Origin of the sequence: Neisseria sicca 4320, assembly GCF_000193735.1 — a bacterium.
GTDB lineage: Bacteria > Pseudomonadota > Gammaproteobacteria > Burkholderiales > Neisseriaceae > Neisseria > Neisseria sicca_E.
In genome coordinates, this window is record NZ_AEPF01000081.1 from 1 (window position 1) to 12419 (window position 12419).

The following is a 12419-nucleotide window of genomic DNA, read 5'->3' on the forward strand; positions in this document are numbered from 1 at the left end:
TATCTCGAATCATTGCAGGTATACATCTAAATACACTTTGAACATACGCGAAGCCAAAGCTGCCGTCCAGCTTGAATTTTCAGATTCATTAGTAGCGCCGCCCATTTTTTTCACAAAAATAGCAGAGGCGGTAAAAACATACTTGACTGAATAATCATGTGTTTTCCTAATTTTTACTGCTGATTTTGATTTCAAAATAAAAAGGTCGTCTGAAATCTGTTTCCAGTTTTCAGACGACCTTCTTTCACCTGCATTCGGCTTAAACCGTCATCAGTCTTTCAATGCAGTCAAAACTTTGCCGGCGATTTCATTCAGGCTTACGGTTTGCGCCTGATTGTCGCGGCGTTCGGCGTATTCGACATTGCCTTCTTTTAAGGCGCGGTCGCCGATGACGATGCGGTGCGGGATGCCCAGAAGCTCGGAGTCGTTCAGCAGTACGCCTGCGCGCTCGTCGCGGTCGTCGAGGAGGACGTCTGCGCCTGCCGCCAGCAGTTCGGCGTAGATTTTGTCGGCGGCTTCGCGTACGGCGTCTGATTTTTTGTAGTTCATCGGCACGATAACGACTTCAAACGGCGCCATTGCTTTGGTCCAGATGATGCCTTTTTCGTCGTTGTTCTGCTCGATGGCGGCGGCAACGACGCGGGTGATGCCGATGCCGTAGCAGCCCATTTCCATGATTTGCGATTTGCCGTTGTTGTCGAGGAAGCTCACGTTCATGGCTTGGGTGTATTTGTCGCGCAACTGGAAGACGTGTCCGACTTCGATACCGCGCGCGAGTTTCAGACGACCTTGTCCGTCGGGGCTTTCGTCGCCTTCGACGACGTTGCGCAAATCGACGAATTCAGGCTCGGCGGCGTCGCGGCCGAAGTTGAAGCCGGTATAGTGGTAGTCGTCTTCGTTCGCACCGATAACCCAGTCTGCGCCTTTTTCGGTAGCAAAATCGGCATAGACTTTGCCTGTGAAGCCGACGGGGCCGAGCGAGCCGCCGTTTGCGCCGAACTGTGCACGGATGGCGGCAGGGTCTGCCATGGTCAGCGGCGATTTCACGCCTGCGAGTTTTTCGGCTTTGATGTCGTTGAACTCATGGTCGCCGCGCAACAGCAATAAAACGATTTCGCCTTCGTTTTCGCCTTCGACTACGATGGATTTCAGTGTTTTTTCAATCGGAATGCTGAGAAAATCAACCAATGAATCAATGGTTTTGACGTTCGGCGTGTGTACTTTGGTCAGCTCTGCCTGAGCAGCGGCGCGTTCGCCCTTAAGCGGCAAGGTCGGTGCCAACTCGATATTGGCGGCGTAATCGGAAGTGTCGCTGTACGCAATGACATCTTCGCCGCTTTCCGCCAACACTTGAAACTCGTGCGAACCGGTACCGCCGATACTGCCGGTGTCTGCGGCGACGGGGCGGAATTCCAAGCCCAGACGGGTGAAGATACGGCAGTAAGCGTCGTACATGGCATCATAGGTCGTCTGAAGCGAAGCGTAGTCGGCATGGAAGGAATAAGCGTCTTTCATGACGAACTCGCGTGCGCGCATGACGCCGAAGCGCGGGCGCACTTCGTCGCGGAATTTGGTTTGGATGTGGTAAAAGTTTTTCGGCAGTTGTTTGTAACTGTTGATTTCTTTGCGCACGATGTCGGCGATGACTTCCTCGCAGGTCGGACCCATGCAGAAATCGCGGTCGTGGCGGTCTTTCAGGCGCAGCAGTTCTTTACCGTAAAATTCCCAGCGGCCGGATTCCTGCCACAGCTCGGCAGGCTGCACTACCGGCATAAGCAACTCCACGCTGCCCGCGCGCGCCATTTCTTCGCGCACGACGTTTTCGACTTTGCGCAATACGCGCAGCCCCATCGGCATCCAAGTATAAAGGCCGGATGCGTTGGCTTTAATCAGACCGGCGCGAATCATCAACTTGTGGCTGGCAAGCGCGGCTTCGGCAGGGGCTTCTTTCAGGGTGGAAATGAAAAATTGGCTGGCTTTCATGGTGTGTTTTTCTGTGTAAAAAAGTAAGCGCGTATTGTAACGCGAAAGGCAGGGGGATTGAAGTTTTTCCCTATGCGGGAACAGCCGCCGCCTTTCTTTTCGATTCGATTCATTTGACATTTATCGGGCGTGTCAATCACTTTTTATACACAATCCCGCATTGGCTTGTTTTGCTTATAAATTTTTCCCATAAAGGCTTTGAAATTTTTTATTTTTATAACTAATTGATTTTATTGTATTTTATTTGACTATTTTTTAAGCAGAGAAAGGCTTGGGTTGTTCCAAAAGCAAAAATTCCGATTACCCAAAGCTTATCAACAAACTTATCCACAGAGTTTGTGTATAGATTAGTGTCGTCTGAAACCATACCGTTCGATAGGTTTTTAAAAGCCCGTAACGCGGTCTTTCTGTTAAGATGATGCCTTCGCTTTTTTCATACCGTCCTATCTATGTCCGCACACGAGTTACACCTGCTTTCCCGTGCCAAAATGTTCAACGGCCATCAGGAGCAATACCGCTGCTTTTCCGAAACCTGCCAAACCGATATGACTTTCGGCATCTACCTGCCGCCGCAGGTATTGAAAGGCTATCCCGCGCCGGTTTTGTATTTTTTGTCGGGATTGAACAGCGACGGCTCGGAACTGATACGCCAAACCGGCATCCAACGTTTCGCCGCGCAATGGAACATCATCGTCGTTTTTCCCGACACCTCGCCGCGCGGCAGCCACATCAGCGACAGCGCGAACGAATTTATCGGACAAGGCGCGGGATTTTACGTCGATGCGACCGAACAGCCGTGGGCGGCGCATTATCAGATGTACAGCCATATCAGCCGCGAACTGCCCGAGTGGGTGGAACGGCATTTCCCCGCCACTCAAGAACGCAGCATCGCAGGTTTCAGCATGGGCGGGTACGGCGCGCTTTCCATCGCCCTGAAAAATCCCGACCGCTATGCCGCCGTTTCTGCGTTCGCGCCTTTGTGCCACCCAACCGCCAGCCGAGGCGGGAAACAGGCGTTTGCTGCCTATCTGGGCGCGGAATCGGAGGCTTGGCAGGCTTACGACAGCACATCGCTCGTTCAGACGGCCTCACGCAAACTGCCGATACTCATCGACCAAGGCGGCATCGATCCGCTGTTCCCCGACGAACTGAAACCCGAAGCCTTCGTCAACACCGCCCGCGCCAACGGCTTCAACGTGGAATACAAAGTCCGTCCCGGCTACGGACACGATTATTTCTTCATCGCCAGCTTTATCGATTCGCACATCGAATTTCACGCCGACGCATTGGGTTTGTAAATCCGCCATCTATAAAGTGTAGGAAATCATCGCATTGTCTACACCACCGACCGAGAAAAACATTTGGCTGCGAAAAGGCAAGTGCTTTACTTTTGAGCCTGTTCAAAATACCGATACCCGAATGTTGCACTTGAAATCCGAATCCAACGACTTTTTAACTTAATCTATTCAAACCACGCCAAGCCATGACCCACACCATTACCCTACCCGACCAAACCACCTTTACCGCCAACGACGGCGAAACCGTTTTAGCCGCTGCCGCCCGTCAAAACCTCAATCTGCCCCATTCCTGCAAAAGCGGCGTCTGCGGGCAATGCAAGGCCGAACTGGTCAGCGGCGATATTCAAATGGGCGAACACTCGGAACAAGCTTTGTCCGAAGCAGAAAAAGCGCAAGGCAAGATTTTGATGTGCTGCACCACCGCGCAAAGCGACATCAGCATCAACATCCCCGGCTACAATGCCGACGCCCTCCCCGTCCGCACCCTGCCCGCCCGTATCGAAAGCATTGTTTTCAAACACGATGTCGCCCTCTTGAAACTTGCCTTACCCAAAGCCCCGCCGTTTGCCTTCTACGCCGGACAATACATTGATTTACTGTTGCCGAGCAACGTCAGCCGCAGCTATTCCATCGCCAACTCTCCCGACCAAGAAGGCATTTTGGAACTGCACATCCGCAGGCGCGAAAATGGAGTCTGCTCGGAAATGATTTTCGGCAGCGAACCCAAAGTCAAAGAAAAAGGCATCATCCGCATCAAAGGCCCGCTCGGTTCGTTTACCTTGCAAGAAGACAGCGACAAATCCATCATCCTTTTGGCAACCGGTACAGGCTATGCCCCCATCCGCAGCATCCTGCTCGACCTTATCCGCCAAGACAGCAGCCGCGCCGTCCATTTCTACTGGGGCGCGCGTCACCAAGATGATTTGTACGCACTCGAAGAAGCTCAAGAACTGACAGGTCGTCTGAAAAACGCCCGCTTCACCCCCGTCCTATCAAAAGCCGCTGAGGGCTGGCAAGGCGAAAAAGGATACGTCCAAACCGCCGCCGCAAAAGATTATCCCGATTTGAGCGGCTACGAAGTTTATGCCTGCGGCTCCGTCGCCATGATTGAAAGCGCGAAATCCGTGTTGACTGCACAATGCAGCCTATCTGAGACAGCCTTCTATTCCGACGCTTTTTCTCCGGCACAATAACCCTGTTTTCTTTCCCCTCTGGTTTATTACAGCCAGACAAACGTCATCAAGGTCATCTGAAAAGAAGCTTGGAGCTTTTCAGATGACCTTTAATTTGATTCTTTTTAGACAAAATGTATAAAATAATTCTTAGTTTAAAAAGAAAATTCGTATTTTTAGAAAAATAGATTGTCGTTTTGTCTAAAATGTGTATAATCTTCTTCCAAGGCATACCATAATTTCGATAAAATTTGGACAAGGAGTATCATGCAATTAGACATTGACCGCTTAGTTGCTTATTTCGGCGGCGTGAATGCACTTGCCGAAGCGTTGAAACAGCACGATCCCGAAAATGCCGCAACAACCGCAGCCATCTATAAATGGCGCACGCGCGGGTCGCTTCCTTTGGCGCAACTGCAAAAGCTGACCGCGCTGGCGGAAGCGCAAGGCAGGCCGCTGGATTTGAATGCTTTTTTACAAAAAAACGAATCTCTGGAGAGAACAGAAATGACACAGACCAACCACGTAATTATTTTCGACACCACCATGCGCGACGGCGAGCAGTCGCCCGGTGCATCCATGACCAAAGAGGAGAAAATCCGCATTGCCCGCCAGTTGGAGAAAATGGGAGTGGATGTGATTGAGGCGGGTTTTGCCGCTGCCAGTCCGGGCGATTTTGAATCGGTCAATGCGATTGCCAAAATCATCACCAAATCCACGGTCTGCTCGTTGGCGCGTGCCATTGAAAACGATGTGCGCAAGGCGGGCGAAGCCGTTTCCCCCGCGCCGAAAAAACGCATCCACATCTTTATCGCCACCAGCCCCATCCACATGGAGCACAAACTGAAAATGAAGCCGCAGCAGGTCATCGATGCGGCGGTCAAAGCGGTGAAAATCGCCAAAGAATACACTGACGATGTGGAATTTTCCGCCGAAGACGCCGTGCGTTCCGATTTAGACTTTTTGGCTAAAATTTTTACTGCAGTGATTGAGGCGGGCGCGACCACCATCAATATTCCCGATACCGTCGGCTACTCCATCCCTTCCGTGTGGTACGAACGGATCAGCAACATCATCAAAAGCGTGCCCAACGGCGACAAAGTAGTCTGGTCGACCCACTGCCACAACGACTTGGGTATGGCGGTTGCCAATTCGCTGGCCGCTATTCAGGCAGGCGTGCGCCAGGTGGAATGCACCATCAACGGCTTGGGCGAACGCGCAGGCAATGCCAGCCTTGAAGAAATCGTGATGGCGTTGAAAGTGCGCCATGACCTTTTCGGCTTGGAAACCGGCATTGACACCACGCAAATCGTGCCGATATCCAAACTGGTGTCCACCGTTACCGGCTATCCGATTCAGCCCAACAAGGCGGTGGTCGGCGCAAACGCCTTTGCACACGAATCAGGCATCCATCAGGACGGCGTGTTGAAACACCCTGAAACCTATGAAATCATGACTGCCGAATCGGTCGGCTGGTCGACCAACCGCCTGACCTTGGGCAAATTGTCCGGCCGCAGCGCGTTCCGCAGCAAACTGGCGGATTTGGGCATCGAGTTGGAAAGTGAGGAAGCGCTGAACGCCGCGTTTGCCCGCTTTAAAGAACTTGCCGACAAAAAACGCGAAATCTTCGATGAAGACCTGCACGCGCTGGTGTCCGACGAAATGGGCAGCATGGGCGCTGAAAGCTACAAATTCATTTCCCAAAAAATCAGCACCGAAACCGGCGAAGAACCGCGTGCCGACATCGTGTTCAGCATCAAAGGCGAAGAAAAACGCGCTTCCGCCAGCGGCTCCGGCCCTGTCGACGCGATTTTCAAAGCGATTGAGAGCGTGGCTCAAAGCGGCGCGACTTTGCAGATTTACTCCGTCAACGCCGTAACGCAAGGCACGGAAAGCCAAGGCGAAACCAGCGTCCGTCTGGCGCGCGGCAACCGCGTCGTCAACGGACAAGGCGCAGATACCGACGTATTGGTCGCCACTTCCAAAGCCTACCTCTCCGCCTTGAGCAAACTGGAATTCGGATCCGCCAAACCGAAAGCGCAGGGCAGCGGTACGATTTGAGCTTAAATAGATTGATTTGAATTTAAAAAGCAAAAAGGTCGTCTGAAAGCCGAAGTTTGGGTTTTCAGACGACCTTTTTCATGACTGCACGTTGCACCCCGAATATCGATACCAATACCAACGCAAATCCTGCCAGCGATTTCGCGTCCATCCCTTGTCCTAAAAACAGCCAGCCCAAGACAAATGCCGAGACAGGGCTGAGTAGTCCCAGCGACGAAACCGCAGCAGGCGAAAGTTTGGCAATTCCCCTGAAAAACAACACATAAGCCAACACGGCACCAAACAGGCACAAATACAGATAGCCGCCGATATTGGCGGGGCTTAACGATTCAAGCGGCGGTTCGGCAAGCAGGGCGACGGGCAGTAAAAACAAGCCGCCGATAAAAAGCTGCCAGCCTGTGAACGCCAACACGGGCAACGAAGTGCGGCGGTGTTTCGACAAATAAACGCCCAACGCCATCGCCGCCGCGCCTGCCAGTGCCGCCAAAATCCCCATCCCGTCATAGCGCGCCTGCGGCGACAAAACCAAGAGCGCAATCCCCAAAACCCCTGCCGCCGACCAAGCCCAAGCCGCTTTGGGCGGCATGGTTTTGCCGATTAACCAAGTGAACACCAACACCATTAGCGTTTGCGTCGAACTCAACACCGCCGCCAGTCCGCCCGGCAAGCGATACGCCGCCACAAACAGCATAGTTTGAAAAAAACCGATGTTCAAAAAACCGAGCAAGACAACGGTCGCCCATTCGTCGCGTTTGGGTATGCGCCGCGTCCACGCCAACAGCAAAAGTCCGGCGGGTAAAACACGGATAAGCGCAGCAGTAAACGGCCTGTCCGGCGGCAGAAATTCGGTGGTTACGAGATAGGTGCTGCCCCAAATCAGCGGGGCGAGCGCGGTGGTCAGGATAGTGGCGGTGCGACTGGGCATGGCGGAGGCTTTTGTGTATGGTGTTTTGGATAGTAGGCTGGGATTTTTGGTATAGTGGATTAAATTTAAACCAGTACGGAGTTGCCTCGCCTTGCCGTACTATTTGTACTGTCTGCGGCTTCGTCACCTTGTCCTGATTTAAATTTAATCCACTATAATGCCAACTTTGACAGGTTCGCTGATTTTGGTAGCCGTGGCTTTGGTTTACAATCATCTGGGCAAAGGGCGGCGGTATCCGACTTATTGGTTGTGAAACCGCTTGAATCTTTTTTGGGATTGGATAATTCAGATAAACCATCCAATCTAAGCCTCCAAAACATGCTCCACTACGATTCCCCGCAAACCCACTCCGTAGCAGTTTAATCAGCAGTCCCACTTATTTTATTCCGCCCGCGCCGTATCTACCGCCGAAAACTCATGGACGGCGGTGCTGTCGAACACGGGCGGCGGGCTGTCGGTTTCATTCACAAGCAGACACTTTTTTCTGCTTCAAAAGATGCATTCAAAGTATTTTACTTCCTATGCTTGGTACGAATAAGCGAAGATAAATCATAGCCTTGCTCTTTTGCACGCTGCAAATACGCTTGATATACCGCTTCATCCATATTCGGTGTACGCGACAATATCCACAAATATTTCCTATCGGGCTGTCCTACCATCGCATATTGGTAATTGCTGTCCAACGCCATCACCCAATAAGGCGCCTTGCCTACAGGCAGCCATCGAATCGCTTTGGGCAGAAAAGTCACGCTCAACTTGGTGTTTTCGGCGTTCTGCACACGTGCCAGCCCTTCGGCTGCCGACCAAGTTCCATCCGCCTTCAAACAACGGTTGGTCACGCTGATAGTGTCCTTACTTTTTATCTTATAAAACGCCGTCACATCCGATACACAATGACTTTGGTAAGGCATAGGCAATCGCGCGATTTCGTACCACTGTCCTGCATAACGCTGCACATCTAATTGCGGAATGGTTTGCAGCGGAGGCAAACTTTCCGACTGTGCGTAAGCAGCAAAACCCATAGCTCCTAATAATAACAATCCTTTAATTTTCATCTTGCACGCTCCTTTAAAAATATCAGCATATATCATTTCGGCAAAGACAACACGCCAATTTAAGTAAAATATTCGAACGCTTACCGGATAAACCGGAAGCCTATTGAAGCCTATTGACAACAATGTCTGGCAGGCCATGCTCTGTGTCTTGGTGGTTTTTTTGATTGTTGCCGGTCGGTGCGGCAACGCCGGTTATTGATACGCGCACTTTCGCGCAGATTTAGTCAGCATTCATATGTATAGTGCATTAACTTTAAACCAGTACGGCGTTGCCTCGCCTTGCCGTACTATTTGTACTGTCTGCGGCTTCGTCGCCTTGTCCTGATTTAAATTTAATCCACTATAAATGTTCGCCATGAGTCTGGACGACGTACCGCGATTGGTCGAACAATATTCCAACCTGAAAGACATCGGTCAAAGAGTGGAATTGTCTGAAAAAGGGCTGGCATAGGCAGAGGTCGTCTGAAAACATTTTCAGACGACCTTTTTTACTTCTCCTGTTTCTTCAACAACAAACACGCCAAAATCAGGCTGGTGGCGGCAAAGGCGGCGATGGCGGCGTATTCGTGCAGCAGGTCGGCGGTGTGCAGCCCTTTGGTAAAACTGCCGACGCTGACGGTGTAGTACCACGACGACGGGAAGGTTTTGCCGATAACCAACGCGCCGCCTTCCATGGTGGACAGCGGGTAGAGAAAGCCGGAATAGGTTTGCGCGGGAATCATGGTGATGATGGCGGTGGCGAAGATGGCGGCAAGCTGGGAGCGCACGAAGCAGGAAATCAAAAGCCCCAGCGCGGTGGTGGCGGACACCATCAAGAGCGTGCCGATGGCGAGTCCGGCAAACGAGCCTTTGAGCGGCACGCCGAACAGGTAAATAATCATCAGCATCATGGCGGCGAAGTTGACCATGCCGACGGCGATATAGGGAAGCTGTTTGCCGATCAGATATTGCGCCACGGCGGCAGGCGATGCGTAAAAATTGGCGATAGAGCCGATTTCGCGTTCGCGCACCACGCCGACCGCCGACATCATGGCGGGGATCATCATCAACACCAGCATCATCACGCCCGGAGCGATGGCGTTAATACTGTCGAAATCCTGATTGTACATAAAGCGCGGTTCGATGCCGGCGGGGGCTTTGAGCGAAACGGGCAGCCCGCTTTCGGCGATGCGGTCTTTAGTGTAGGCGGTAATCAGGCTGCCGATGTAGCCGCGGATGTTGGTGGCGTTAAACGGCATGGAGCCGTCCACATAAAAACCGACTTCGGGTTTGAGCCCGCGCGCCAAATCACGCCCGAAACCGCTCGGAATATCGATGACCAATATGGCGCCGGAGCTTTTGAGCACGGTGTCGATTTCGGCTTCGGACTGTATCGGCGGCTGTTGGAGGAAGTAGCGCGAACCGTCGAAATACTCAACCAGCTCGCGGCTGGCGGCGGTTTGGTCGCGGTCATAAACGGCGAATTTCAGATTCCGCACGTCAAACGAAATCCCCCAAGATACCGACGCCATAATAATCAGCGGACCGAACACGGCGAAAAACAGGCGGATTTTGTCGCGCAAAAGCTCTTTGGCTTCGCGGCGGGCGAAGGTCCAAATCATGGAAAAACGGTATTTGAAGGTGTCGGTGTTTGGGTTGTCTCGTAAGGTATGTGAACTTTGTTCACGCACGCTGTTTTGGGTTTCAGACGACCTCGTATCTTTTTGAAGGTCGTCTGAAAGTTCAGAATGCCTGTCATCCGATTCCCCTTCCGCATGCGTGGCTTGCGCCACACACCCTACGGTCAGAGTTTCCGCCGATAGGGTGTGTGAACTTTGTTCACGCACGCCGTCTACGTCTTGGCGAAACTCGCGCTGTTCACTTTCAGAGTGCGCAGCCTCCTGGCGGGATGACCTTTCCTCACCTTCCCCGCCTTCCGCTTCAATCAGATACTGTACAAACGCTTCTTCCAAATCCGGCGCATTCTGCCTTGCCGCCAGTTCGGCGGGCGTGCCCACCGCCAGCACGCGGCCTTTGTGCATAAAGGAAATGCGGTCGCAGCGGGCGGCTTCGTTCATAAAGTGGGTGGAAACAAAAATGGTGATTTTGTCTTCGCGGGAGAGTTTCAGAAGATGCCGCCAAAACATATCGCGTGCGGCGGGATCGACCCCCGAAGTCGGTTCGTCCAAAATCAATACTTCGGGGTGGTGCAGGCAGGCGGCGGCAAGTTGCAGGCGTTGGCGGATGCCCAGCGGCAGCGATGCGGGCGCGGTGTCGGCAACGTCCGCCAAATCAAACTGTTGCAGGGCTTCTTCCACCGCCGCCGCGCCTTTAGCGCCCATCTGGTAGAGTTTGGCATGCAAATCCAAATTGCGGCGCACGCTCAACTCCTCATACAGTGAAAACGCCTGCGACATATAGCCGACACGCATCTTCGTGTCCAAGCCGCCCGCGTCTATCGGCCTGCCCAACAGCGTGGCATCACCTTCGGTCGCTTCCAGCAGACCGGTCAGCATTTTCATGGTGGTGGACTTGCCGCAGCCGTTGCTGCCGAGAAAGCCGAAAATCTCGCCTTTTTGAATGGTGAAGCTGACGTGATCCACAGCGGTAAAATCGCCGAAACGCTTGGTCAGCCCGTGCGCTTCCATCGCGGGCGGCGCATCGTGATCAGGGACGAACGGCGTAATGTCCAAACCGCCCGAACCCTGCTGTTTTTCCGGCGGCAGCATTTTGACGTAGGCTTCTTCCAACACATCAGTGCCGTAATCCGCCAGCACATCGGCGGTGGGCTTGTTTTCCAGCAGCCTACCCGCGTCCATCGCCAGCAGCCGCTCGAAACGCTGCGCTTCTTCAATATAGGCGGTCGCCACAATCACGGTCATGCCCGAATGTTCCCGCCGCAAATCGTCCACCAACGCCCAAAACTGGCGGCGCGACAAAGGGTCCACACCCGTGGTCGGTTCGTCCAGAATCAGCAAATCCGGGCTATGCACCAGCGCGCAGCACAAACTCAGCTTCTGCTTCATCCCGCCCGAGAGCTTGCCCGCCGCCCTGCCGGAAAACGGCGCAAGGCGGGTCGCCTCCATCAGCCGCGCAATCTGCCTCGTGCGTTCCTGCCCATCCAAACCAAACAGCCGCGCGTGGAAATCGATATTCTCATACACCGACAAGGTAGGATACAGGTTGCGCCCCAAACCCTGCGGCATAAAGGCGATGCGGTGCGACAAATCCCGCCGCACATCCTTGTCCGCCATATCGCCGCCCAACACTTCCACCCGTCCGTCCTGAATCACCTTCACGCCCGCCATCAGCGAGAGCAGCGTCGATTTGCCCACCCCGTCCGGCCCGATCAAACCGACCGTCGCGCCCTTCGGGATGTCCAGCGACACATCGTCAAGCGCAAGGGTCTTGCCGTAGCGGTGGGAAAGGTTTTGGATAGAAACGGTGTTCATGATGCAGCCTTTTTTGCAAAAAACGGGATTTCAGACGACCTGTTCGTAACGGCTGATTTCCAAAAGATTGCCGTCAGGGTCGCGCAAATAAACCGACCGTATCGCGCCGACCGCTCCCGTGCGCGGAACAATCCCGCTGATGGCGTCCACCCCATGCGAAGCCAATTCTTCCAAAACCTGCTCCAACGGAGTCTCCGTCAACAAACAAAAATCCGCCGTACCGCAGGCTGAATTTTCAGTATGCGGGACAATTTCCGCCCCGCGCCTGTGCAGATTGATTTTCTGCCTGCCAAACAACAAAGCCTTACGCCCCTCGCCAAACGTGATTTCTTCCATACCCAAAATACGGGTATAAAAATCAATGCTGCGGGAAATATCGGCAACGGTTAAAACCAAATGATCCAGCGAAGTAATCTTCATTTTTTGTATCTCCTTAGTTTTGGTTTGGTTTGGTCGCAAGCAACGAATCAATCAGGCTTCTATAGTGGATTAAC

9 protein-coding genes and 2 pseudogenes are annotated in these 12419 nt (G+C 53.0%); 5 read left to right on the plus strand and 6 right to left on the minus strand.

The genetic code is table 11. The annotated features are described in order from the left end of the window. Positions 1-270 precede the first annotated feature (270 nt). The gene (locus NSCA4_RS0108455; RefSeq protein ID WP_016687726.1) at positions 271-1983 is read right to left on the minus strand and encodes a proline--tRNA ligase; all 1713 of its coding nucleotides are present in this window, start codon (positions 1981-1983) and stop codon (positions 271-273) included. 449 nt (positions 1984-2432) lie between these two features. Here NSCA4_RS0108455 and fghA point away from each other — a divergent pair, with 449 nt between their 5' ends. From fghA to NSCA4_RS0108470, 3 genes are all read left to right on the plus strand, one after another. Then, positions 2433-3281, plus strand: coding sequence for an S-formylglutathione hydrolase (fghA, locus tag NSCA4_RS0108460; protein WP_016687727.1), 849 nt, complete (start codon positions 2433-2435; stop codon positions 3279-3281). A gap of 185 nt (positions 3282-3466) precedes the next feature. Beyond that, positions 3467-4474, plus strand: a complete 1008-nt coding sequence (locus tag NSCA4_RS0108465) for a 2Fe-2S iron-sulfur cluster-binding protein (protein WP_016687728.1) — start codon at positions 3467-3469, stop codon at positions 4472-4474. Positions 4475-4720: 246 nt separating this feature from the next. Continuing rightward, on the plus strand, positions 4721-6514 hold the full coding sequence (locus NSCA4_RS0108470; protein ID WP_016687729.1) for a 2-isopropylmalate synthase: 1794 nt from the start codon (positions 4721-4723) through the stop codon (positions 6512-6514). A gap of 64 nt (positions 6515-6578) precedes the next feature. On the opposite strand, the gene NSCA4_RS0108475 is transcribed toward NSCA4_RS0108470, so the two are convergent. Beyond that, positions 6579-7439 carry an EamA family transporter gene (locus tag NSCA4_RS0108475; RefSeq protein WP_016687730.1) on the minus strand — a complete coding sequence of 287 codons (861 nt, stop codon included), beginning with the start codon at positions 7437-7439 and terminating at the stop codon, positions 6579-6581. After that, positions 7429-7626: pseudogene (locus tag NSCA4_RS16355) on the minus strand (IS5/IS1182 family transposase); the annotation flags it as partial. The pseudogene NSCA4_RS16355 and the gene NSCA4_RS0108475, both read right to left, overlap by 11 nt. Here NSCA4_RS16355 and NSCA4_RS15105 point away from each other — a divergent pair. Continuing rightward, the gene (locus NSCA4_RS15105; RefSeq protein ID WP_234403884.1) at positions 7597-7692 is read left to right on the plus strand and encodes an HPP family protein; all 96 of its coding nucleotides are present in this window, start codon (positions 7597-7599) and stop codon (positions 7690-7692) included. The pseudogene NSCA4_RS16355 and the gene NSCA4_RS15105 overlap by 30 nt on opposite strands. A 259-nt stretch (positions 7693-7951) precedes the next feature. On the opposite strand, the gene NSCA4_RS0108480 is transcribed toward NSCA4_RS15105, so the two are convergent. Then, positions 7952-8494: a lipocalin family protein gene (locus NSCA4_RS0108480; RefSeq protein WP_016687731.1), complete on the minus strand. Its 543-nt coding sequence runs from the start codon at positions 8492-8494 to the stop codon at positions 7952-7954. A gap of 346 nt (positions 8495-8840) precedes the next feature. Here NSCA4_RS0108480 and NSCA4_RS16360 point away from each other — a divergent pair. Next, positions 8841-8945, plus strand: a pseudogene (locus NSCA4_RS16360) (ABC transporter six-transmembrane domain-containing protein); the annotation flags it as partial. A 37-nt stretch (positions 8946-8982) separates the two neighbouring features. Here NSCA4_RS16360 and rbbA read toward each other — a convergent pair. Both rbbA and NSCA4_RS0108490 read right to left on the minus strand, forming a co-directional pair. After that, positions 8983-11925, minus strand: a complete 2943-nt coding sequence (gene rbbA / locus NSCA4_RS0108485) for a ribosome-associated ATPase/putative transporter RbbA (RefSeq protein ID WP_016687732.1) — start codon at positions 11923-11925, stop codon at positions 8983-8985. Between the two features lie 30 nt (positions 11926-11955). Then, positions 11956-12345: a VOC family protein gene (locus NSCA4_RS0108490; protein ID WP_016687733.1), complete on the minus strand. Its 390-nt coding sequence runs from the start codon at positions 12343-12345 to the stop codon at positions 11956-11958. Positions 12346-12419 lie beyond the last annotated feature (74 nt).

Coding starts and splice junctions, on each gene's coding strand:
- NSCA4_RS0108455 (WP_016687726.1), bottom strand. CDS start 1,983: ATGAAAGCCAGCCAATTTTTCATTTCCACCCTGAAAGAAGCCCCTGCC.
- fghA (WP_016687727.1), top strand. CDS start 2,433: ATGTCCGCACACGAGTTACACCTGCTTTCCCGTGCCAAAATGTTCAAC.
- NSCA4_RS0108465 (WP_016687728.1), top strand. CDS start 3,467: ATGACCCACACCATTACCCTACCCGACCAAACCACCTTTACCGCCAAC.
- NSCA4_RS0108470 (WP_016687729.1), top strand. CDS start 4,721: ATGCAATTAGACATTGACCGCTTAGTTGCTTATTTCGGCGGCGTGAAT.
- NSCA4_RS0108475 (WP_016687730.1), bottom strand. CDS start 7,439: ATGCCCAGTCGCACCGCCACTATCCTGACCACCGCGCTCGCCCCGCTG.
- NSCA4_RS15105 (WP_234403884.1), top strand. CDS start 7,597: ATGCCAACTTTGACAGGTTCGCTGATTTTGGTAGCCGTGGCTTTGGTT.
- NSCA4_RS0108480 (WP_016687731.1), bottom strand. CDS start 8,494: ATGAAAATTAAAGGATTGTTATTATTAGGAGCTATGGGTTTTGCTGCT.
- rbbA (WP_016687732.1), bottom strand. CDS start 11,925: ATGAACACCGTTTCTATCCAAAACCTTTCCCACCGCTACGGCAAGACC.
- NSCA4_RS0108490 (WP_016687733.1), bottom strand. CDS start 12,345: ATGAAGATTACTTCGCTGGATCATTTGGTTTTAACCGTTGCCGATATT.